This is a genomic window from Massilia sp. LC238 (genome assembly GCF_000735635.1).
GTDB lineage: Bacteria > Pseudomonadota > Gammaproteobacteria > Burkholderiales > Burkholderiaceae_D > Telluria > Telluria varians.
The window spans coordinates 195,386-217,420 of the sequence record NZ_JNNN01000038.1; the positions used below are offsets into that span (position 1 = coordinate 195,386).

The 22,035-nt window shown below is 65.1% G+C and carries 26 protein-coding genes; 15 read left to right on the forward strand and 11 right to left on the reverse strand.

What is annotated here, in order from left to right:
• Positions 1 to 31: 31 nt before the first annotated feature.
• From FG94_RS10310 to FG94_RS10320, 3 genes are all read right to left on the reverse strand, one after another.
• Positions 32 to 586, reverse strand: a complete 555-nt coding sequence (locus FG94_RS10310) for a PEP-CTERM sorting domain-containing protein (RefSeq protein ID WP_036210699.1) — start codon at positions 584 to 586, stop codon at positions 32 to 34.
• A gap of 164 nt (positions 587 to 750) precedes the next feature.
• Positions 751 to 1,221, reverse strand: a complete 471-nt coding sequence (trmL, locus tag FG94_RS10315; RefSeq protein WP_036211046.1) for a tRNA (uridine(34)/cytosine(34)/5-carboxymethylaminomethyluridine(34)-2'-O)-methyltransferase TrmL — start codon at positions 1,219 to 1,221, stop codon at positions 751 to 753.
• A gap of 11 nt (positions 1,222 to 1,232) precedes the next feature.
• A complete protein-coding gene (locus tag FG94_RS10320; RefSeq protein ID WP_051996417.1) occupies positions 1,233 to 1,967 on the reverse strand; it encodes a ComF family protein in 735 nt (244 codons plus the stop codon).
• Between the two features lie 97 nt (positions 1,968 to 2,064).
• On the opposite strand from FG94_RS10320, the gene FG94_RS10325 reads away from it, so the two are divergent.
• The 6 genes from FG94_RS10325 to FG94_RS10345 all read left to right on the forward strand — a co-directional run bounded on the left by FG94_RS10325 (position 2,065) and on the right by FG94_RS10345 (position 7,812).
• Entirely contained in the window at positions 2,065 to 2,958 is an 894-nt protein-coding gene (locus FG94_RS10325) for a methyltransferase domain-containing protein (protein WP_051996419.1), read from the forward strand.
• Between the two features lie 345 nt (positions 2,959 to 3,303).
• The gene (gene coxB / locus FG94_RS10330; protein WP_081925914.1) at positions 3,304 to 4,491 is read left to right on the forward strand and encodes a cytochrome c oxidase subunit II; all 1,188 of its coding nucleotides are present in this window, start codon (positions 3,304 to 3,306) and stop codon (positions 4,489 to 4,491) included.
• Between the two features lie 40 nt (positions 4,492 to 4,531).
• Positions 4,532 to 6,127 (forward strand): cytochrome c oxidase subunit I, encoded by a 1,596-nt coding sequence (gene ctaD, locus FG94_RS10335; RefSeq protein WP_036210709.1) that lies wholly within the window; start codon positions 4,532 to 4,534, stop codon positions 6,125 to 6,127.
• A 2-nt stretch (positions 6,128 to 6,129) separates the two neighbouring features.
• On the forward strand, positions 6,130 to 6,240 hold the full coding sequence (locus FG94_RS28160; protein WP_209587845.1) for a cytochrome oxidase small assembly protein: 111 nt from the start codon (positions 6,130 to 6,132) through the stop codon (positions 6,238 to 6,240).
• 13 nt (positions 6,241 to 6,253) lie between these two features.
• Positions 6,254 to 6,826 carry a cytochrome c oxidase assembly protein gene (locus FG94_RS10340; protein WP_036210711.1) on the forward strand — a complete coding sequence of 191 codons (573 nt, stop codon included), beginning with the start codon at positions 6,254 to 6,256 and terminating at the stop codon, positions 6,824 to 6,826.
• A gap of 128 nt (positions 6,827 to 6,954) precedes the next feature.
• Positions 6,955 to 7,812: a cytochrome c oxidase subunit 3 gene (locus FG94_RS10345; protein WP_036210714.1), complete on the forward strand. Its 858-nt coding sequence runs from the start codon at positions 6,955 to 6,957 to the stop codon at positions 7,810 to 7,812.
• 154 nt (positions 7,813 to 7,966) lie between these two features.
• On the opposite strand, the gene FG94_RS10350 is transcribed toward FG94_RS10345, so the two are convergent.
• Positions 7,967 to 8,167, reverse strand: coding sequence for a twin transmembrane helix small protein (locus FG94_RS10350; protein WP_027867006.1), 201 nt, complete (start codon positions 8,165 to 8,167; stop codon positions 7,967 to 7,969).
• Between the two features lie 33 nt (positions 8,168 to 8,200).
• On the opposite strand from FG94_RS10350, the gene FG94_RS10355 reads away from it, so the two are divergent.
• The 9 genes from FG94_RS10355 (at position 8,201) to map (ending at position 15,456) form a co-directional block, all read left to right on the forward strand.
• Complete coding sequence (locus tag FG94_RS10355) at positions 8,201 to 8,986, forward strand: SURF1 family protein (protein WP_051996421.1); 786 nt, start codon at positions 8,201 to 8,203, stop codon at positions 8,984 to 8,986.
• Complete coding sequence (locus tag FG94_RS10360) at positions 8,973 to 9,584, forward strand: cytochrome c oxidase subunit I (RefSeq protein WP_036210717.1); 612 nt, start codon at positions 8,973 to 8,975, stop codon at positions 9,582 to 9,584. The genes FG94_RS10355 and FG94_RS10360 overlap by 14 nt, the downstream gene beginning before the upstream one ends.
• Positions 9,585 to 9,639: 55 nt before the next feature.
• Positions 9,640 to 10,752: a heme A synthase gene (locus tag FG94_RS10365; RefSeq protein ID WP_036210720.1), complete on the forward strand. Its 1,113-nt coding sequence runs from the start codon at positions 9,640 to 9,642 to the stop codon at positions 10,750 to 10,752.
• Positions 10,753 to 10,844: 92 nt separating this feature from the next.
• Positions 10,845 to 11,738, forward strand: coding sequence for a heme o synthase (cyoE, locus tag FG94_RS10370; protein WP_036211055.1), 894 nt, complete (start codon positions 10,845 to 10,847; stop codon positions 11,736 to 11,738).
• A gap of 2 nt (positions 11,739 to 11,740) precedes the next feature.
• Positions 11,741 to 12,331, forward strand: coding sequence for an SCO family protein (locus FG94_RS10375; protein WP_036210723.1), 591 nt, complete (start codon positions 11,741 to 11,743; stop codon positions 12,329 to 12,331).
• Positions 12,332 to 12,404: 73 nt separating this feature from the next.
• The gene (locus FG94_RS10380) at positions 12,405 to 13,472 is read left to right on the forward strand and encodes an AI-2E family transporter (protein WP_036210726.1); all 1,068 of its coding nucleotides are present in this window, start codon (positions 12,405 to 12,407) and stop codon (positions 13,470 to 13,472) included.
• Positions 13,473 to 13,565: 93 nt separating this feature from the next.
• A complete protein-coding gene (locus tag FG94_RS25965; RefSeq protein ID WP_051996423.1) occupies positions 13,566 to 14,378 on the forward strand; it encodes a DUF6624 domain-containing protein in 813 nt (270 codons plus the stop codon).
• A gap of 74 nt (positions 14,379 to 14,452) precedes the next feature.
• Positions 14,453 to 14,695: a ParD-like family protein gene (locus tag FG94_RS10390; RefSeq protein WP_051996465.1), complete on the forward strand. Its 243-nt coding sequence runs from the start codon at positions 14,453 to 14,455 to the stop codon at positions 14,693 to 14,695.
• Positions 14,692 to 15,456 (forward strand): type I methionyl aminopeptidase, encoded by a 765-nt coding sequence (map, locus tag FG94_RS10395; RefSeq protein ID WP_036210729.1) that lies wholly within the window; start codon positions 14,692 to 14,694, stop codon positions 15,454 to 15,456. Before FG94_RS10390 ends, map begins: the two co-directional genes overlap by 4 nt.
• Here the strand turns inward: map and FG94_RS10400 are convergent.
• From FG94_RS10400 to FG94_RS10430, 7 genes are all read right to left on the reverse strand, one after another.
• Positions 15,453 to 16,208, reverse strand: a complete 756-nt coding sequence (locus FG94_RS10400) for a TerC family protein (RefSeq protein WP_036210732.1) — start codon at positions 16,206 to 16,208, stop codon at positions 15,453 to 15,455. The genes map and FG94_RS10400 overlap by 4 nt on opposite strands.
• Positions 16,209 to 16,282: 74 nt before the next feature.
• Positions 16,283 to 16,705, reverse strand: coding sequence for an HIT family protein (locus tag FG94_RS10405; RefSeq protein WP_036210735.1), 423 nt, complete (start codon positions 16,703 to 16,705; stop codon positions 16,283 to 16,285).
• A gap of 58 nt (positions 16,706 to 16,763) precedes the next feature.
• Complete coding sequence (locus FG94_RS10410; RefSeq protein ID WP_036210738.1) at positions 16,764 to 16,979, reverse strand: hypothetical protein; 216 nt, start codon at positions 16,977 to 16,979, stop codon at positions 16,764 to 16,766.
• 127 nt (positions 16,980 to 17,106) lie between these two features.
• Positions 17,107 to 18,699, reverse strand: a complete 1,593-nt coding sequence (locus FG94_RS10415) for an ATP-binding protein (protein ID WP_036210741.1) — start codon at positions 18,697 to 18,699, stop codon at positions 17,107 to 17,109.
• Between the two features lie 4 nt (positions 18,700 to 18,703).
• Positions 18,704 to 19,519 (reverse strand): alpha/beta fold hydrolase, encoded by an 816-nt coding sequence (locus FG94_RS10420; RefSeq protein ID WP_036210743.1) that lies wholly within the window; start codon positions 19,517 to 19,519, stop codon positions 18,704 to 18,706.
• A gap of 113 nt (positions 19,520 to 19,632) precedes the next feature.
• Positions 19,633 to 20,979, reverse strand: coding sequence for a hemolysin family protein (locus tag FG94_RS10425; protein WP_036210746.1), 1,347 nt, complete (start codon positions 20,977 to 20,979; stop codon positions 19,633 to 19,635).
• 47 nt (positions 20,980 to 21,026) lie between these two features.
• Complete coding sequence (locus FG94_RS10430) at positions 21,027 to 21,935, reverse strand: LysR family transcriptional regulator (protein ID WP_036210749.1); 909 nt, start codon at positions 21,933 to 21,935, stop codon at positions 21,027 to 21,029.
• Positions 21,936 to 22,035: the final 100 nt, after the last annotated feature.

The following is a 22,035-nucleotide window of genomic DNA, read 5'->3' on the forward strand; positions in this document are numbered from 1 at the left end:
GGAGCGACGCCGCAAAACTGCGGCCATGCCGCTATCGGCGGCGCCGTGCGCGCCAGGTCAGCCCGGCCAGGCCGGCCGCCAGCATCGCCCAGGTCGACGGTTCCGGGGCCTGCGACATCATGGTCAGCCGGGTGTCGCTGGTCCAGTACAGGTGGCGCTCCTGGGTCATGCTTGGATTGAATTCGTAGGCGTAGTGCTGGTCGCCGGTGGTGATCAGGCGCCCGCCGCCGACCCAGCCTTCGGGATCCTGGCCGTAGCTGCCGACGCTGAAATGCAGGCCGGCATCCTGGGAAAAGGAAAAACTGGTGGCGCCGCACTGGTAGAAGGCGTTGCTGGTGGCGGCGCAGGCGATGTAGTCGAGTTCGCCGACGACCAGGGCCAGCAGCTCGTCCTTTTCCAGCAGGCCATTGCTGTTCAGATCATGGCCCTTGAACGAGCCGGAGATGACTTCCTCGGGCAGGAAGCTGTCCGACACGCTGTCGTAGAAACCGTTGAAGGAAAAGCCCCAGGAAATGGTGTCGCCGGGGGCCGCATGGGCGGCAGTGCAGCACAGGAGCAGGGCGCCGGTGGAAAGTAACTTCTTCATTTGAAACCTCAAGCAAAAACAGGGGGCGCCGATCGACAACGCCACGTGGCCAGCGTACTCCTGTTCGCCAGATACTGTCGCGTTAAATTGTAGATATTTCTACATTGTGTCGTAACTTCGCGACAATAAGTAACATTGCCGATAGGAATGCTTGAAGCTCGTTCCTAGACTCCGCCGGCGTAGCCGTTCTGGCGCCAGGCCTCATAGACCACCACCGCCACCGTGTTGGACAGGTTGAGGCTGCGGTTGTCCGGCATCATCGGCAGGCGGATGCGCTGGGCCGGTGGGAAGGTCTCGCGCAGGGCTGGGTCGAGGCCGCGCGATTCGGCGCCGAACACGAACACGTCATCAGGCCGGAAACCGGCGTCGGCGAAGGGCGAGGAGCCGTGGGTGGTCAGCGCGAACATGCGCGAAGGATCCGGTTTCACGTCAAGCAGGAAGGCGTCCCAGTTCTTGTGCACCTTCATGGTGGCGTAGTCGTGGTAGTCCAGGCCGGCGCGGCGCATCTTGGCATCGTCGAGCGGGAAGCCGAGCGGCTCGATCAGGTGCAGCTGGACGCCGGTGTTGGCGCACAGGCGAATGACGTTGCCGGTATTCGGCGGGATTTCCGGTTCGACCAGGACGACGTGGAACAACATGTTCTCCTTCAATTTCTATAGGTGGGCGGCGTACGCGCGAACACCAGGTTGGTGACGCGTGCCGCGCCGGCGCGCTTGAGCACGCCGGCCAGTTCATCGAGTGTGTGGCCGCTGGTCATGACGTCGTCGACCACGCCGACGTGCACGCCTTCCAGGGCCGGATGCCCTTCGGCCAGGACGAAGGCGCCGCGCACGTTGCGGCGGCGCTCGCCCGGCGCCACGCCCGACTGCGCAGCCGTTTCCACCTGCCGCTCCAGCAGACGCGGCGCCAGCGGAACGCCGAGCGCGCTGGACAGCGGCCGGGCCAGCTCGAGCGCCTGGTTATAGCCGCGCTCGACCAGGCGGCGCGGCCCGAGCGGCACCGGGCACAGCAGCTCCGGCAAGTCCGCGTCGCGCGCCTGAACGGCCTCGCGCAAGCGGCCCGCCATCCACGGCGCCAGCGCCAGCCGGCTGGCGAATTTCAGCTGCAGCACCAGCCGGTCGACCGGCGCGCCATAGTCGCAGGCCGCCACGGTGGCATCGAAAGCCGGCGCATCGGCCAGGCAGGCGCCGCAGCGGCGGGCGCCGTCGGCGGTGCCGACCGGGTTGGCGCAGCAGGGGCAGCGCGTGTGCAGGTCCCGCGCATGCGCCTGCGTGCAGGCCGGGCAGACCGCTTGCTCTCCCAGGCTGCCGCACAACACGCAGCTGGATGGCAACAGCACATGAAGAACACGCGGCAGCATGGAGTGGAAAAGCAGGGGCATCTACTCGAATCCACGGGAGCATGTACACTCCGCCATTATCTCACCAAGTTATCGCACTGAGCGCTTCACCACCATGGCTTCACCGCAACCTTCCCGCATGAGCGCGCCGATCGACCTCGAGCGCGTCCGTACCCTGTTCGCCCAGCCCGGCCGCATCCAGGCCTCCGATTTCCTGCGCCGCGAGATCGCCCAGCGCATGCACGAGCGCCTGCAGCTCGTGAAGATCGCGCCGAAGCAGGTGCTCGATGCCGGCTGCGGCACGGGCGCCGACCTGGCGCTGCTGCAGAAGACCTATCCGGCCGCCCAGATCCTCGGCATCGACGCCATCCCCGCCATGGCCACGGCCGCGAAAGCGCCGGCGCCGGCCACCCGCTCGCTGAACCAGATGCTCAGCCGTTTGCTGCCGGCGAAGGCCGGCGTGGACATCGTGTGCGGCGACTTCGGCAAGCTGCCTTTCGGGACGAACTCGCTCGACTTGTTGTGGTCGAACCTGGCGCTGCACTGGCATCCGCAGCCGGACCGCGTGTTCGCGGAATGGCGGCGGGTCTTGCGGGTGGACGGCCTCCTGATGTTCTCGAACTTCGGCCCGGACACCTTCTCCGAGCTGCGCAGCGCCTTTGCCGCCATGGATGAAACGCCGCACACGCTGCCTTTCGTCGACATGCACGACTTCGGCGACCAATTGGTGGAGGCGGGGTTTTCCACCCCGGTCATGGACATGGAGCGCATCACCGTCACCTACGACACTGCAGAGAGCCTGCTGCGCGACGTGCGCGCCTTCGGCGGCAACCCGCTCGATACGCGCCGGCGCGGCCTGGTCGGGCGCGCGGCGTGGCGGCGCATGCTCGATGCCTTCGAGGCCCAGCGCCGCCCCGACGGCAAGCTCGGCCTCAGCTTCGAGGTCATCTATGGTCACGCCTTCCGTCCGGCGCCGCGCACCACCGCGGCAGGGGAGGCGATCGTGCGTTTCCAGCCACGCAAGTCTCAATAACTGCCGGCAACAACGACGCCCGATTTTCCTTGAATAAAAATTACTGATTTGATTATAATCAGTAGCTATTTTTGTCGTCTGGACGAGGAAAACGCTGAAAAAAGCAGCAAGCCAGGCGCAAAAATAGAAATACAACGAGAAATGAATTGCAGCATCAGCAGAGCCGCTGATGGCGGGTAGCGCAAAGCGACCGGCCCCCAGCGTGTAGGTTCCCACCGATTCCGCAGCGCAATTTCGCGGTACTGGTATAACCGTTCTGCGAATTACGTTTCGGAGCGGCGCCAGTTCGTTCATGGAGCTGTCGACCGTTAAAAAATATTTTTATTTTGGGTGGTTGGGGACAACATGACATACGCATCGCGACTTGGGGCCTGGATGTTCGGCCTCGCAGCAACGGCCGGCATCCCAGCATGGGCGGCTCCGGAAATCACGGGCCGGCCGGTGGAACACCAGTTGAACATGCAGCCCCCCGTGACCGGCGTCGGCGCCGATATCTACGACCTGCACAACTGGATGATGATCGTCTGCCTGGTGATCTTCGTCGGCGTGTTCGGTGTCATGTTCTATTCGGTGTTCAAGCACCGCAAGTCGCTCGGCCACAAGCCCGCCACCTTCCACGAATCGACCGCCGTCGAGATCGCCTGGACCATCGTTCCCTTCCTGATCGTCATCGGCATGGCCCTGCCGGCCACCAAGACCGTGGTCGCCCTGAAGGACACCTCGAACGCCGACATCACCATCAAGGCCACCGGCATGCAGTGGAAATGGGGCTATGACTACCTGAACGGCGAAGGCGAGGGCATTTCCTTCCTGTCCAACCTGGCCACCCCGCGCGCCCAGATCGGCCTGCCGGGCCAGGCTGCCACCGAGAAAAAGGGCGAGAACTACCTGCTCGAAGTGGACAACGAGATGGTCGTCCCGGTCGGCAAGAAGATCCGCATGGTGTTCACCGCCAACGACGTGATCCACGCCTGGACCATCCCGGCCTTCGCCATCAAGCAGGACGCGATTCCGGGCTTCGTGCGCGACGGCTGGTTCAAGGCCGACAAGATCGGCGTCTACCGCGGCAATTGCGTCGAACTGTGCGGCAAGGACCACGCCTTCATGCCGATCGTGGTGCGCGTGGTGTCCGCCGAGGACTACACCGCCTGGGTCGCCGGCGAGAAGAAGCGCATGGCCGCCCTGGCCGACGACCCGAACAAGGTCTGGACCATCGACGAACTGAAGACCCGCGGCGAGCAGGTCTACGCCGCCAACTGCGTGGCCTGCCACCAGGCCAACGGCAAGGGCGTGCCGAACGCCTTTGCCCCGCTGGACGGCTCGCCGAACGTGCTGGGCGCCAAGGCGCACCAGATCGACATCCTGCTCAACGGCCAGGACACCCCGGCCTACCCGTCGGCGATGCCGGCCTGGAAGCAGCTGTCGGACACCGAGATCGCCGCCGTGATCACCTATACCCGCAACACCTGGTCGAACAAGGCTGCGGAAAACATCGTGCAACCGGCGGAAGTGCTGGCTGCCCGCAGCAAATAACGTAGCACTGTGTTAGCTATCTAAGCTTCAGGGAATCGACATGACTACCAGCACCATCGATCACGCACACGACCACGGCCACGACCACGCGCACGACCACCCACACGGCTGGCGCCGCTGGCTGTTCGCCACCAACCACAAGGACATCGGTACCCTGTACCTGTGGTTCTCCTTCATCATGCTGCTCTCGGGCGGCGTGCTGGCGCTGATGATCCGCACCGAACTGTTCGAGCCGGGCCTGCAGTTCTTCCGCCCCGAGTTCTTCAACCAGCTGACCACCATGCACGGCCTGGTGATGGTGTTCGGCGCGATCATGCCGGCCTTCGTGGGCTTCGCCAACTGGATGCTGCCGCTGCAGGTGGGCGCCTCGGACATGGCCTTCGCCCGCATGAACAATTTCTCGTTCTGGCTGCTGCCGCCGGCGGCAATCCTGCTGGCCGCGTCCTTCCTGTCGCCGGGCGGCGCCACCGCGGCCGGCTGGACCCTGTACGCACCGCTGTCGACCCAGATGGGCCCGGGCATGGACATGGCGATCTTCGCCATGCACATCATGGGCGCTTCGTCGATCATGGGCTCGATCAACATCATTGTCACCATCCTGAACATGCGCGCACCGGGCATGACCCTGATGAAGATGCCGATGTTCTGCTGGACCTGGCTGATCACCGCCTACCTGCTCATCGCCGTGATGCCGGTGCTGGCAGGCGCCATCACCATGACCCTGACCGACCGCCACTTCGGCACCTCGTTCTTCAACGCGGCCGGCGGCGGCGACCCGGTGATGTACCAGCACATCTTCTGGTTCTTCGGCCACCCCGAGGTCTACATCATGATCCTGCCGGCCTTCGGCATCGTCTCGCAGATCATCCCGGCCTTCGCACGCAAGCCCCTGTTCGGCTACGCCTCGATGGTCTACGCGACCGCCTCGATCGCGATCCTGTCCTTCATCGTGTGGGCGCACCACATGTTCACCACCGGCATGCCGGTGACCTCGCAGCTGTTCTTCATGTACGCCACCATGCTGATCGCGGTGCCGACCGGCGTGAAGGTGTTCAACTGGGTCGCCACCATGTGGAAGGGCTCGATGACCTTCGAAACCCCGATGCTGTTCGCGGTGGGCTTCATCTTCGTGTTCACCATGGGCGGCTTCACCGGCCTGATCCTGGCGGTGACCCCGATCGACATCCAGGTGCACGACACTTACTACGTGGTGGCGCACTTCCACTACGTGCTGGTGGCGGGCTCGCTGTTCGCCCTGTTCGCCGGTTTCTACTACTGGGCGCCGAAGTGGACCGGCCACATGTATCCGGAATTCCGCGGCAAGGTGCACTTCTGGCTTTCCTTGATTACGTTCAACGTCACCTTCTTCCCGATGCACTTCCTGGGCCTGGCCGGCATGCCGCGCCGCTATGCGGACTACGCCACCCAGTTCACCGACTTCAACATGATCGTCTCGATCGGCGCCTTCGGCTTCGGCCTGTCGCAGGTCTACTTCCTGTTCGCGGTCGTGCTGCCGACCATCCGCGGCGGCGCCAAGGCCCCGGCCAAGCCGTGGGAAGGTGCGGAAGGCCTGGAGTGGACCGTGCCGAGCCCGGCGCCGTTCCACACCTTCGAAACCCCGCCGCTGGTGAAGTGATCATGGTCCAGGAACCACGCAAGCCCAGCAACCTGCGCACCGCCCTGATCCTGGGCGGGATCGCGCTGTTCTTCTTCGCCAGCGTGTTCGTCAAGTTCACCTGGCTGAGCTGAAGGTAGCGTCGAGATGAGCGCGAGCAAACGGCTGCTGCAACTGAACCGCACCACCTTGATGAAGTTGGTGGTGGTGGCGGTGGTGATGTTCGGCTTCGGTTACGCGCTGGTGCCGGTGTACCGCCAGATCTGCGAGGTACTCGGCATCAACGTGCTGACCCAGGGCGAGTTCGTGGAAGCGCCCAAGAATACCCAGATCGACAAGAGCCGCAAGATCGTCGTCGAGCTGGATGGCAATGCGCAGGGACCGTGGCGCTTCCGCCCGGTCCAGCGCAGCATCGAAGTGCATCCCGGCGAGCTGACCACCGTCACCTACGAGGTGGTCAACACGCAGGCGAGGGCGGTCAAGGCGCAGGCGATCCCGAGCTACGCACCCCAGGTCGTCGCGCCGCACTTCAAGAAAGTGGAATGCTTCTGCTTCCAGGAACAGACGCTTGCCGCCAACGAAGCGCGCCAGATGCCGGTGGTCTTCTTCATCGACCCGGCGCTGCCGCGCGAGGTGAAGAACATCACCCTGTCGTATACCTTCTTCGAGATCGGCGGCGCGGTGCAGACGGCGTCGGCGAAAGCGGCGGTGGCACAATAAGCAAGCGCAGTAGAACAGGAGTGGAGCGCCTAACAAAACCCCGAGGCAAGCCATCGGGGGAATTGTTGGCGCTCTTAGCGACACAAAAGAATCACCCGATAACACAAAGAGTAGATGAGGAGATGAAAATGAGTTCGCCACAAACCGCGCCCTACTATTTCGTGCCAGGCCCGTCGCGCTGGCCGATGTGCGCCGGCATTTCGATGCTGGTCACCATGGCCGGCGCGTCCGGCTGGGTCAACAGCGCCCCCTGGGGCCCGGCAGTGTGCCTGGGCGGCATCGCCGCCACCCTGGTGGTGCTGTACTTCTGGTTCGGCGACGCCATCAAGGAATCCGAGTCGGGCATGTACGGCAGGCGCATCGACCTGTCCTACCGGTGGTCGATGAGCTGGTTCATCTTCTCGGAAGTGATGTTCTTCGGCGCCTTCTTCGGCGCGCTGTTCTACGCGCGCGCGGTCACCATGCCCTGGCTCTCCGACCTCGACCACAAGATCATCTGGCCGGACTTCGCTCCGACCTGGGGCAACACCGGCCCGGCCGGCGTGGTGGACCAGTTCCAGACCATGGGTCCGTTCCCGATCCCGACCATCAACACCGCGCTGCTGCTGCTGTCGGGCGTCACCCTGACGATTTCGCACCACGCCCTGCGCGCCGGCCACCGTTCCAAGACGGCGTTCTGGCTGTTCGCCACCATCCTGCTGGGCGCGATCTTCATGGGCTTCCAGGTCTATGAATACATGCACGCCTACGCGGACCTGAACCTGAAGCTGACCTCGGGCATCTACGGCTCGACCTTCTTCATGCTGACCGGCTTCCATGGCTTCCACGTGACCATGGGCGCGATCATGCTGTCGGTGATCCTGTACCGTGTGCTCAAGGGCCACTTCACGGCGGACAACCACTTCGGCTTCGAAGGCGCGGCCTGGTACTGGCACTTCGTCGACGTGGTGTGGCTGGGCCTGTACGTCGTCGTGTACTGGCTGTAACCGCAGCTTCAAGGTAACAGGTAGGGTGGGCGGGTCTCCCGCCCACGCGGTCAAATAACGTTGGCGGGCTGGCGTTGCAATTATTTCCCGTCCGTTGACCGCGTGGGCGGGGAACCCGCCCACGCTACGTTTTGTGTGGTATTTCGGATGGCGTTCAGCGAATCCCGGTCGGGGCAATCCACCCCATCTTGTAGGCGCCGAGCAGGCACAGGAACAGGGTAATCGACAGCCCGACCCGCAGCGCCAGCGCATGCACCGTCCGGTTGCTCTGGCCTTTGTCGCGCATCAGGAAGAAAAGGGCCGACGCAAGGCTGGCTAGGATTAGGATGAAGGCAATCGCAACAAGCAGTTTCATGGTTGGCCCAGTCAAGGTTGAGGCATCATTGTAATGCGCTTCCCCTTCCATTTTCGCCTCATTCCCTTCATCGCCGCACTGCTTGTTGCCCTGGTAGGTATTGCGCTGGGTAACTGGCAGCAGGGCAGGGCCGCATACAAGCTGGCCGTGCAGGAAAAGCTGGCCACCCTCGCCACCGAAGCACCCATGGCGCTCGGCAGCGCCCTCACGCCCGCCGCCCAACTCGAATACCGGCATGTCAGCGTCAGCGGCGAGTTCGTCGCCGGCTGGCCGCTGTTCCTGGCCAACCGCCCGATGGCCGGCCGTCCTGGCTACTACCTCGTGATGCCGTTTAAAATCGCGGGATCGAACACACATGTGCTCGTAATGCGCGGCTGGTTGCCACGCGAAGCGGAATACGGCAAGCTGCCGGCCTTCACCACGCCCTCGGGCACGGTCACGGTCGAAGGCATCGTCGTGGCCTCGGCCGGGCACGTGATGGACCTGGGCGACGCCGCGCCGTTGGCGCCGAAGGCGATCGTCCAGAACATCGATCCGGCGCTGGTGGCCAAGGCCACCGGACTGGTGCTGCAGCCCTTCTTTGTGCAGCAGACCGGGCCGGACCAGCCGGGCGAGCTGGACGACATGCTGCTGCGGGTCTGGCCCTCGCCCTCGAGCGGCATCGACAAGCACCGCGGCTACGCCTTCCAGTGGTATGCGCTGGCGGTCATGGCCATCCTATTTTTTGTGATAACAGGGTTCCGAAGTGGAGCAAAGAGTGGAGCAAAACAAGCCGATGCAGGAAAACCTGAAGCAGAAACCAGTGATGCAGGCAATTGATCCCGCCAAGGATCCGGTGAAGGCCCGCCGCACGGGCCGCTGGAAACTGTTCGCCGTGCTGCTGGTCTGCGCGGCGCCGATGATCCTGTCCTATCTCACCTATTACGTCATCAAGCCGACCGGGCGCACCAACTACGGCACCCTGATCGACCCGCGCAGCAGGCCGATCCCGGCCATGGCCAGTACCACGCTCGACGGCCGCCCCGAAACGCTGGAGCAGTACGCGGGCAAGTGGATCATGTTGAAGGTCGGCGGCGGCGAATGCCTGGAAGCCTGCCAGAAGCAGCTGTTCGCGATGCGCCAGTGGCGCACCATGCAGGGCAAGAACATGGACCGCGTCGAACGCGTCTGGCTCGTCACCGACAATCAGCCGCTCGACACGATGACGATCCGCCAATACGACGGCATGCACCTGCTGCGCGCGCCGAAGGAGGCCGTCGACAAGTGGCTGCCGTCCGACAAGGGCACGCAGCCGTCCGACCACATCTACCTGATCGACCCGCTCGGCAACCTGATGATGCGCTTCCCCGTCAATCCGGATCCGAGCAAGGTACACAAGGATATCGCCAAGCTGCTCAAGGCTTCCGCGATCGGCTGACCAGGCCCGATCCCATCCAGGGCCATGCGCATGGCCCGCGACACCCTGATAGATAATGCAAGCTTCTTCCCTGATCCAACTGGCCCTGATGGGCGTGCTCGTGGCCATCCTGCCACTGTCGATGGTCTGGATGTCCTCGGACCCCAACAAGTTCCGCAAGCTGGTATGGGTCGCCGTCTTCCTGACCTTCGACCTGATCGTCTTCGGCGGCTTTACCCGCCTGACCGACTCGGGCCTGGGCTGCCCGGACTGGCCGGGCTGCTACGGCATGGCCAACCCCTTCCTGGCGCACGAGCAGATCTCGGCGGCCGAGGCGGCCATGCCGACCGGGCCGGTCACCGTGGTCAAGGCCTGGATCGAGATGATCCACCGCTACCTGGCGATGGGCATCGGCGTGATCATCATGGCCCTGCTCATCACCGCCACCGTGCAGTGGCGCAAAACGAAGATGCAGGCCTTCAAGCCGGGCATCCCGCTGGCGCTGTTCATCTTCGTGTGCATCCAGGGCGCCTTCGGTGCCTGGACCGTCACCCTGAAGCTGCAGCCGGTGATCGTGACCATCCACCTGCTGCTGGGCATGGGCCTGCTGGCCCTGCTGACCTGGCTCGGCGGGCGTGAAGACTACCTCATGCACAAGCCGCCACGCGCCGGCGACGACGCCGCGCTGCGCAACATCCGCACGCTGGCGCTGCTGGCGGCGGTCGTCATCACCGTGCAGATCGCGCTGGGCGGGTGGGTGAGCACTAACTACGCGACCCTGGCCTGCGATGAGTTCCCGCTGTGCGACGGCCGAGTGGTGCCGGACATGGATTTCGAGCACGGCTTCCACCTGTGGCGCGAGCTGGGCAAGACGGCGGCCGGCCACTACCTGCCGTTCTCGGCCCTGGTGGCGATCCACTGGGTGCACCGCAACTTCGCCATCCTGGTGGTCGCCGTCGTCGGCTTGCTGGTGTGGCGCGCCTTGCGCCATGCCTATCTGGCAAAACACGCCAAATGGCTGGCCGGGGTGCTGGTCGTCCAGCTGCTGACCGGGGTGGCCACGGTCTACTTCGACTTCCCGCTCGCCATTGCCGTAATGCATAACGCGGGGGCGGCCCTGCTGGTCCTGCTGGTGACCATGTTAAACTATCGGGTGAGACAGCAACTTGAAGTGAACCGCGCCGGATGAGCAGCGAATTGAGCCTCGACGAGAGCCGCGACCTGGCCGGCGCCACCGCGACCCCGGCCTTGCCGCGGTTCGAGTCCCCACGCACCCCATCGATGACGACCCAGACAGCCCTCCATAAACCCCCGAGCCGCGTTGCCCAGTACTGGGCCCTGACCAAACCACGGGTCACGCAGCTGGCCGTGTTCTGCGCGGTGATCGGGATGTTCCTTGCCACCGACGGTTTCCCGGGCTGGCAGGTGCTGGTTGCCGGCACCGCCGGCATCTGGCTGCTGGCGGGCGCCGCCTTCGCCGTGAACTGCCTGGTGGAGGCCGAGATCGACGCGCGCATGGCGCGCCCGGCGCGCCGCGCCACCGCCATGGGCGAGCTCACCAGCACCCAGACGATCATCTTCTCGACGATCATCGGCGGCCTGGGCATGGGCGTGCTGTATTTCCTCGTCAATCCGCTCACCATGTGGCTGACCTTCGTCACCTTCGTCGGTTATGCCTTCATCTACACCATGCTGCTCAAGCCGGCCACGCCGCAGAACATCGTCATCGGCGGCCTGTCGGGCGCCATGCCGCCGGCCCTGGGCTGGGCCGCCGTCGCCAATGAAGTGCCGATGGAAGCCTGGCTGCTGGTGCTCATCATCTTCGTCTGGACCCCGCCGCACTTCTGGGTGCTGGCCATGTACCGCCGTGAGGACTACGCCCGCTCCGGCCTGCCGATGCTGCCGATTACCCACGGCATGCAGTACACCGGCCTGCAGGTGTGGCTGTACACCATCGCGCTGGCGGCGACCACCTTGCTGCCGTTCGCGGTCGGCATGAGCGGCCTGATCTACCTGGCCGCGGCCGTCGTGCTGAACGCGGTCTTCCTGCGCCACTCGTGGCGCGTGCACAAGCATTACAGCGACATGGCTGCGCGTAATGCCTTTACCTGGTCCATCGTCTACCTGTCGCTGCTGTTCGCCGCGCTGCTGGTCGACCATTACTTCAAGTTCTGACCATGAAAAAACTGCTGACCGCCCTGATGCTGTCCGCGGCGGTGCTGGCCGCCGGCTGTGACAAGCTGTCGAACAAGACCCCGGCCTTCGTCAATACCGACATCACCGGCCTCGATTACGCCAAGGGCTTCTCGCTGACCGACCATACCGGCAAGCCGCGCACGCTGCAGGACTTCCGCGGCAAGCTGGTCGTGGTGTTCTTCGGCTATACCCAGTGCCCGGACGTGTGCCCGACCACGATGGCCAAGATGGCCACCGTGATGAAGGAACTCGGCCCGGCAAGCAAGGACGTGCAAGTGCTGTTCATCACGCTCGACCCGGAGCGCGACACCCAGGAACTGCTGAATGCCTACGTGCCGGCCTTCCACCCGAGCTTTATCGGCTTGCGCGGCGACGCCGAGGCCACCGCACGCACGGCCAAGGAATTCAAGGTGTTCTACGCCAAGACCCCGTCCGGCGACGATCCCAAGAACTACACAGTGGACCACATGACCGGCAGCTATGTGTTCGACCGCGAGGGCAGGGTGCGCCTGCTGGTGCGTCACGAGGCCGAGCCGGGTGCAATCGCATCGGACCTGCGCCAGCTCCTGTAAGCGTCCGTTCCTCTAAGCCATCCTTAACAAGTCTGCTGTTATGATGAGGTAAAGACTACTCGACAGGGACGGCATGGAACAACGCCAGGGCAGGAACTACACCCGCATCGCCATTGTCGTCCTGCTGACGCTGGGCTGCCTCTACGTCCTCAAGCCTTTCCTGGCCGCGATCCTGTTCGCGGCCTGCGTCGTGATCTCCTCCTGGCCGCTCTACCTGCGCCTGCAGTACGCGATGCGCGGGCACCGCACCCTGGCGGCGCTGACCATGACGCTGTCGCTCACCCTGCTCGTCATCATCCCGCTGTCGATGGTCGCCTACAACCTGGCCGACGACGTCGCCAGGGGCTTCAGCGAACTGCGCACGGCGGTCGAGCACCGTGAACTGATTCCGCCGTCCTGGATACGCGAACTGCCGCTGGTGGGCGCAACGATCGACAACTACCTGCGCGAGCTCGTCGCCAGCCGCGAGCAGATGATCGCACTGGCCCAGCGCATGCTGGAGCCGGCGCGGCGCTACCTGATCGCCGGTGGCCTGATGCTGGGCACCGGCGTGATCCAGCTCAGCCTGGCCGCTTTCGTCAGCTTCTTCTTCTACCGCGACGGCAAGGCCCTGCTCGAGGTGATCGCCGTGACCATGCGGCGCGTGATGGGCGAGGGCGCCGAATCGGTCGCCAACACGGTGAGCCAGACGGTGCGCGGCGTCATGTACGGCCTGCTCGGCACCGCGCTGGCGCAGGCGGTGGTGGCGGCGATCGGTTTCACCATCGCGGGCGTGCCGGCGGTGCCGCTGCTGTCGGTGATGGTCTTCATCTCGTCCCTGATCCCGGTCGGCCCGCCGCTCATCTGGGGCGGCGCGGCTTTCTGGCTGTTCATGCATCACGAGACCGGCTGGGCGATCTTCATGGTGATCTGGGGCACTTTCCTGATCAGCGGCGTCGACAACGTCGTGCGCCCCATGCTGATCAGCCGCGGCAGCAGCCTGCCTTTCCTGCTCACCCTGCTGGGCGTGCTGGGCGGGGTGATCGCCTTCGGCTTCGTCGGCATGTTCATCGGGCCGACCCTGCTGGCGGTCGGCTACTCCCTGATGACTGACTGGACCGGTACGCCGGACCGGGTGATCCGCCAGGATGCCGGCACCTGAACCCTGCCCGTGCAAGCCGTGGCATTGCGTGAGATTTCCCGTCATTCGCAGCTGCTAGACTCCTCGCCCGTACTTTAGCTGGAGAAGCTTCGAATGAGACTGCGCGCGCATTGCCTGCACCTGGCCATCCTTGCCTGCATCGCCCAAATGGCCCAGATGGCCCAAGCGGATGATGGACTGACCCAGACCACGATCTCCGTCCATGCCGGCGGCAAACCGGTCGGCGGGCTGATCTTCCCGATCGGCGCCAAGGTCAAGACCTCGGCCGTGGCCAACCTTATCGACACGGACGACAGGCAGGTCCGCTATGCAGGCAACGTGCAGGGCCGGATCACGGTCCCGGCCGGGGAGGTGATCCTGTTCGGCGACGAACTGGTGTTCAGCAGCGAAGCGATCAGCGCCGAACGGCATCGCGCCGTGCGCGACCTCGAAGCGATGGCGGCCTCCGACCAGCTGTACCGCGGCCGTTCGCTGACCGGCCAGCTCAGTGCGGACGAATGGAAGCAGCAGACGGCCATCGACGTGGCCAACATGAAGCGGTTGGCCGAGATCATCGACAGCTTCGGCTGGCCCGGCCTGCGCTTTGCCGGCGCGGCCTCGCAGACCGCGTTCGCCGTGCTGCAGCACGCCGATCCGGCCAGCCAGCGCACATACCTGCCGCTGCTGCGCGATGCGGTCGGGCGCAGCGACGCACTCGGCAGTCACTTGGCAATGCTCGAGGACCGCGTTCGCATCAGGGAGGGCAAGCCCCAGCTGTACGGCAGCCAGCTGAGCGGCGATCCGCTGCGCTTCGACCCGATCGAGGACGAAGCCCGTGTCGACGAGCGCCGGCGCAGCATCGGCCTGGAGCCGCTGGCCGACTACGCCAAGCGTTTCGGGCTGGCTTACACGCCCAAGGGCAAGTAAGGATTGACCGGCGTCACTTGCGCTCGTACCTGATGTGTATATAATACATATATGGAACGTATATGGAGAATATGGTGGGCATCGTAAACATCGACGACGAAGTACATGACCAGATCCGCAAGGCGAGCAGTGTGTCCTGCCGCTCGATCAACGCGCAGGCGGCCTTCTGGATCAAGATCGGCATGCTGTGCGAGATGAACCCGACGATGAGCTTCAATGAGATCGTCGCGCGCGAACTGAAGGCCGCCGGGGTGGCGCCGGAAAGCGTGCGGGTAGCGGGAGGACCGCCGGACGCCGTCAAGGCAGCGGCGGCATGACCAAGCGGCCTGAAGAAATTGTGCTGATGGCCGAATCGGGCCGGCTGCTGGCGGGCGTGTTCGCCCACCTGGACAGCCTGAACCTGATCGGCATGTCGACCATGCAGGTCAATGACCTGGTCGAGCGCTTCATCGTCGATGCGCTGGGCGCACGTCCGGCCAGCAAGGGCCAGTACGGCTATGCCTATGCGCTGAATTCCTCCCGCAACAACGTGGTCTGCCACGGCATGCCCTCGCACACCGAGATCCTGCAGAGCGGCGACATCGTCAACCTCGACATCACGCTCGAGAAGAACGGCTACATCGCCGACTCCAGCAAGACCTATCTGGTGGGCGAAGTGTCGCCCGCCGCCAGGCGGCTGGTGAAGGTGACTTATGAGGCCATGTGGAAGGGCATCCGGGCCGTGCGTCCCGGCGCGCGCCTGGGCGACGTCGGCCACGCCATCGAGCGCCACGCGCGCAAGCATGGCTATACGGTGGTGCGCGACTACTGCGGCCACGGCATCGGGCGCGAGATGCACGAGCCGCCCCAGGTGCTGCACTGGGGACGGCCGCAGACCGGGCTGGTACTGCGCGAAGGCATGACCTTCACCATCGAACCGATGCTCAACCAGGGCCGGCATGCCGTGCGTACCGAAGACGACGGCTGGACCGTCGTCACTTGCGACGGCCAGCTGTCGGCGCAGTTCGAGCACACCGTCGCGGTCACGCGCCAGGGCGTGCGGGTCTTGACCCTGCGCCCCGGCGAGACGATGCTCTAGATCCTCGGCGGCAGGGCCTTGCGCTTGGCGCGGGCCCGGATGTTCAGCGCTTCCACCACCAGCGAGAACGCCATCGCGGCGTAGATATAGCCCTTCGGAATGTCCGCTTCGAAGGCTTCCGCCGTCAGCGCCATGCCGACCATCACCAGGAAGGCCAGCGCCAGCACCTTGACGGAAGGGTGGCGGTCGACGAAGTCGCCGATCGGCTTGGCCGCCACCAGCATCACCAGCACCGAGAAGATCACGGCCGCCACCATCACGCTGATCTGGTCCACCATGCCGACCGCGGTGATGACCGAGTCGAGCGAGAACACGATGTCGATCACGGCGATCTGGCCGATGATGCTCCAGAACAGCTTGTTGGTCGCCGCCGCGGCGGCGGCGGTGCCGGCCACGTCCTGCGGCCCGGCCTGGTCCTTGGCTTCCACCTCGACGAAGATCTCGTGCGAGGCCTTGTAGAGCAGGAACAGGCCGCCGAACAGCAGCACCAGGTCGCGCCCGCTAATGCCCTGATTGAATACATTGAACAGGTCCGCGGTGAGCCCCATTACCCAGCTCAGCGAGAACAGCAGCAGCAGGCGCGAGACCATGGCAAAGCCCAGGCCCAGGCGCCTTGCCTTGTCGCGCATATCGGGCGGCAAGCGGCCGACCAGGATCGAAATGAAGATGATGTTGTCGACCCCGAGCACGATCTCGAGGGCGCTCAGCATGAGGAAGGCGATCCAGACGTTCGGGTCCGCTAGCAGTTCCATGGCCGCTCCATTGTGAAAAAGGCCATGGTAGCAGCCTCCGGCATTATGCAGAGCACAGCCGCGGCGACACCCGATCAGGCGTGCAGGGCGGCCACGATACGGGCGGCGATCTGTTGCAGCTGCCCGGTATCCGCCGGTACCGCGGCGTGCGGCCGCAGCGCCGCCGCCTGCTCGCGCGGCACGATATGGAAGTGCACGTGCGGGACGGTCTGGCCCGCCGCGCTGCCGTTGAACTGGGCAACCATGATGCCCGGCGCGCCCATCGCGGCCTTGACTGCGGCCGCCACCTTCTTGGTGCTGCGGATGCAGGCCGCGGCCGCGTCGTCGGACAGGCCGAACAGCTCGACGGCCGCCTCTTTCGGCAGCACCAGCACATGGCCGGGGGCCTGCGGCATGATGTCCATGATGGCGAGGGTGTGCTCGTCTTCGTAGACCTTGATGCAGGGGAGTTCGCCGCGCAGGATGCGGGCAAAGGGGTTGTTGGGATCGTATTCCATTTGCTTGCTCCGTCGAAGTCGATCGGCGCCCGACGGACAAGGTCCGGCCAGGCCTTCGTTATGTTAACTCACGGTCCCAGGACATCACGTTCCACATGAAGACGAAAAAGGTCCAGAAGACGAGGACGCTGACGACGGCGCCAAGGAAGTAAAAGCCGCCCGGAACCGAAATGCCGCTCGCCAGGGAAAAACCCCAGATTCCTGCTGTCGGCAGTGTGAGGGCGAAGGCGTAGAAGGCCAGCTGGACGCGTAAGGAAAGCGCAAAAATTTTCAAGGGAGCCTCGGGAAATCCATGTCAACGCAGAAGCGCTGAGCATAGCACCGTGGAGGCAGGCCAAAATTTGCACATTGTCACTGCTACTGTTCGCGTGCCTCGCATACGATCCGAGCGCCGGCCGGAATCAGCCGGACAGGTTCTGGCCATGCTGGTTCGACCCCAGCACGCTGCGCAGCCGGTCGAAGTCGATCGGCTTGGTGAGATGGTGGTCGAAGCCGGCGTCGAAGGCGCGCTGGCGGTCCTTTTCCTGGCCCCAGCCGGTGGCGGCGATCAGGCGCATGTGCCGGCCCGTATCGGTAGCGCGCAGGCGCCGCGCCAGCTCGTAGCCGTTCAGGTCCGGCAGGCCGATGTCGAGTAAGGCGACTTCCGGCGCGAATTCCTGGGCCATGGCCAGCGCCGCACTGGCGCTGTGGGCCGCGCGCACCTCGCAGCCGAAGGTTTCCAGCGCCATCAGGAGCATCTCGGCGGCGTCGGCATTGTCGTCCACTACCAGGATGCGCGCCGGCGCCGGCGCGGGCGCCGCCGCCGGTTCCGGCAGTGCGGCAAGCTGGGCCAGCGGCAGGCGTACCGTGAAGCAGCTGCCCCGGCCTTCGCCCTCGCTCTCGGCGGCGATGCTGCCGCCATGCAGGTCCACGATGCCGCGCACCAGCGACAGCCCGATCCCCAGGCCGCCGCGCGAACGCTGCAGCGCCGGTTCCAGCTGCGAGAACATGTCGAACACGGTCGCCAGCGCGTGGCGCGGCAGGCCGATGCCGTTGTCGCGCACGGACAGCAGCGCCGTGCCCTCGTCGACCGCGAGCGAGAGCGCGATACGCCCGCCGTCGGGGGTGTACTTGGCGGCGTTGGTGAGCAGGTTGACGACCACCTGGTTGATGCGCGTGGGGTCGGCGTCGACCGTGACCGGATGCGGCGGCAACTCGACCGACAGGCGGTGCCCGGCCTGCTCCATCAGGCCGGCGGTGTCGCATACGGCGGCGCGCGCCAGCAGGGCGAGGTCCACGGTCTCGCGCCGCAGTTCCATCTTGTCCTGGGTGATGCGCGAGACTTCCATCAGGTCGTCGACCAGGTGGGTCAGGTGGTGCAGCTGGCGGTCGAACACCGGCAGCAGGCGCGCGCTGGTGTCCTCCGCCATCGCGGAATGGCGCATCACCTCGAGGGCGCTGCGCAGCGGCGCCAGCGGGTTGCGCAGCTCGTGCGAGAGCGTGGCCAGGAATTCGTCCTTGCGCCGGTCGGCCTCGGACAGCGCGGCGTTCAGGGCCTGCAGCTGCAGTTCGGCGCCGCGGCGCGCTTCCAGCGCTTCCTCGGCGGCGCGGCGCGCGTTGCGCAGCTCGCGCTCGTAGGACTGGCGCTCGGTGGCCATGAACAGGGCCCACTGGTCGCGGACGGCATCGCCCATCGGGCCGGCTTCGCGCCGCCGCACGATGTTGACCAGCATCGGCAGACGGGTGCCGTCGCGGTGGCGCAGGTCGATCTGCAGTTCCGCCACCGAATCGCGCGCTTGCAGCACCGGCTCGCAGTGCGTGTGGTGGAACAGGCGCGCGCCGACGGTCATCAGGTCCTGGATGCGCACGATCCCGGCCAGCTCCGGCAGCGTGAAGCCCAGCCAGGCGCAGGCGGTCGCGTTGGCGTGCAGCAGCAGGCCGTCGGCGTCGGCCAGCAGCAGGCCGCAGGGGGCGTCGTCGTACAGCGCGTCAAGGGAAGTGGCGGCGCTGTCCATGGCTTCAGTCCAGGGTGGCGGCCAGGAAGGCGTCGATCGCGCGCGAGCTGGCGGTCGGCGCGCTTATGTGCGGGCAATGCCCGATGTTGTCGATCACATGCAGCTGGGAGCGGGGCAGGTGCCGCGCCAGGTACTCGCCGGCGCTGCGCGGGGCGATCAGGTCGTCGCTGCACTGCAGGATCAAAGCCGGCGTCGCGGAGCGGGGCAGGTCGGCGCGGTGGTCGGACAGGAAGGTGACGCGCGCGAAGTGCTTGGCGATGTCGGGATCGTTGCGGCAGAAGCTGTCGGTGAGTTCCTGGCGCAGGGCAGGGCGGTTGGGCGCGCCCATGATGGCGGGCGCCAGGCTGCTCGACCAGCCCATGTAGTTCGCTTCCATGGTCTCGAGCAGTTCGGCGATGTCCTCGCGCTCGAAGCCGCCGACATAGCCGGGATGCTTGCTCAGGTCATTGATATAGCAGGCCGAGGGCGCCACCATCACCTGGGCCACGAAGCGGCCCGGATCCTCGATGGCGGCGAGCATGCCGATCATGGCGCTCACCGAGTGGCCGACCAGGATTACCGGCCCGGTCGCGAATTCGTCGAGGATCTCCAGCAGGTCGCCGGCATAGCCGTGCAGGCTGGCGTAGCGGGTTAGGTCATAGGCGGAGAGGTCGGAGCGGCCGCTGCCGACCAGGTCGTAGGTGATGACGCGAAAGTGGTCTTCGTAGGCGGGCGCCAGATAGCGCCACATGGTCTGGTCGCAGCCGAAGCCGTGGGAAAACAGCATGGTGGCCCCGCCCTGGCCGGAAACATGCACGTTGTTGCGGACTTGCAGGGACATCATGGCTCCTCGTGGTCGCTACCGCCGGGAATCCCGTCGTCCACGAGTATGCGTCAGGAGTATTGCAAGCGCAACAACTTTGTATATTTCAATGCTGGAAAGGTTTCAATCCTTCAGTCGCGTTCGTCGTGTCCGTCCTCGCGCTCTCCCTTTGGAAAGACCTTCACCAGGAGGATGCGCGGACCGTTCATCTTCTTGACCACCACGTCGAACTGCGGGAAGCCGATGCGCTGCCCCTGCTTGGGGATGTCGCCCAGCTTGGCCATCAGCAGGCCGCCCACCGATTCGACGTCGTCCAGGCCCATCTCCTCGTTGTCGATGTCGATCCCGAGCAGGCGCTCGAGCGAGAAGATCGGCAGGCTGGCCTTGCCGATCCAGGTGCCGTCGGGCTGGGACATCCAGTCGTTCTCGTTCATGCGGAACTCGTCGCGGATCTCGCCCACCATGGCGCCCAGCAGGTTGTCGAGCGTGATGAAGCCGACCGGGCGCTTGCCCTTTTCGCCGATCAGGGCGAAGTGCGGGGCGCCGCTCTTGAAGCGCCGGAAGATGTCCTGCGCCTTGGTGCGCGCCGAGATGGTCTCGACCGGGCGCAGGTGCTGGGTCAGGTCGGTGATGGTGCGCCCGGCCTGCTGGGCGAAGAACAGGTCCTTCAGGTGGATCACGCCCAGCACTTCCTCGCCTTCCTCGTCGAAGTAGGGGTAGCGCGAGAAGCGGTTGCGGCGCACCGTCTCCATGTTTTCCTCGAGCGAGCGGCTGGCGTACAGCGCGCTGACCTCGTTGATCGGCCGCATCAGGTCGGACACGGCCAGCTGGCTGAAGTCGAGCGACTGCGCCAGGATGTTGCGTTCGTCGTTGGTGAATTTCTCGCCCGGCGCGCTGGTGTTGGAGCGCAGGATCATCTTCAGCTCGTCGGTCGAGTAATGGGTGTCGTGGCTGCCGGCGCCGGCCAGGCCTGCCACGCGCAGCACCATGTTGGCGCTGGCGTTGAGCAGGGCGATCGCCGGATACATCGCCCAGTAGAAGGCGTACAGCGGGATGGCGCACCACAGCGCCACCGCTTCCGGCAGGCGGATCGCGAGCGACTTGGGCGCCAGTTCGCCCACCACGATGTGCAGGAAGGAGATGACCGAGAAGGCCACCACGAAGGAGACGCCGTGGATCAGCTCGGGCGAGGTGACGCCCAGCATGGCGAACACCGGTTCGAGCAGGCTGGCAAAGGCCGGTTCGCCGACCCAGCCCAGGCCCAGCGAAGCCAGGGTGATGCCGAGCTGGCAGGCCGAGAGGTAGGCGTCGAGCTGGCCGTGGACCTTGCCGAGGATGCGTCCGCGCAGGCCGGTGGTCTTGGCGATGGCATGGACGCGGGTCTTGCGCAACGTGACGATGCTGAATTCAGCCGCCACGTAGAAGCCGTTCAGCGCCACCAGGAACAGGGCGAGAACGACGAACAGAAAGTTTTCCATTGAAGAGATTTAGTTAAAAAATGGCAATAGCCGACATCATTGTACCGCTATGTACCCGCGAGCACGCCCTTATGGACCGCCGACAGGATGGCTTCGACGGCCGGATGCTTGATCTTGCGCTCGTTCGAGATCGCATAGAAGTGCTCGCGCACCTGCGGCACCCGCCCCACCAGCAGCGCGTTGAACTGCTCCTCGAGGTCGTGCACCAGGGCGGCCGGAGCGAAGAACAGCCCCAGTCCGCGCCGGCCGAAGGTGTTGAGCAGGGCATTGTCCATGAACTCGCCGACGATGTCGGGGCGCACGCCCTGCAGCTCGAACCATTCGTCGATCTTGCCGCGCAAGGCATTATTGCGGGTCGGTAGCAGGAAGGGCGCGCCGTTCAGCGAGCGCGGGAAGTCCGCGCCCCAGTCCTTCACCAGGCCGGGCGCGCCGACCACGATGGTCTCGCTGTCGCTCAGCAGATGGCTGAACACGCGCAGCGTCGTGCCCGAGCGCACCGCGCGGTCGGTCAGCACCACGTCGAGCTTGTGCAGGGCCAGGTCGGCCAGCAGCTCGTCGAACTCGCCTTCGTAGCAGACCAGGCGCACCGGGCGCGGCAGCTGGGTGGCGATTTCCAGCAGCCGGTAGGCGGTCAGCTTGGGCAACGAATCGGAAATGCCGACCGTCAGGCGGGTGCGCGCGCTGTCGGACTCGGCCAGCGCTTCCTGCATCTGCTCTCCCAGAAGGAAGATCTGGTCGGCGTAGGACAAGGCCAGGCGCCCGGCCTCGGTTAAAGTCAGTCTCCGGCCCTGCTGGGTGAACAGGGACTTGCCGAGGGACAGTTCGAGCTGTGCCAGCTGGGTACTGACGGTCTGGATCGCCAGGCCCAGGCGTTCGGCGGCACGCGTGATGCTGCCTTCCTTGGCGACGACCCAGAAGTAGTACAGGTGGCGGAAATTCGGAGGCGTATGGTTCATATCTTCTGTTTTTGCGAAGTAACTCTTCGATTATCTTCGCTTTTTCAATATTCGGCCAGGCCTCATACTGCGTGGGTCTTCTGGACGAAAAATGATACTG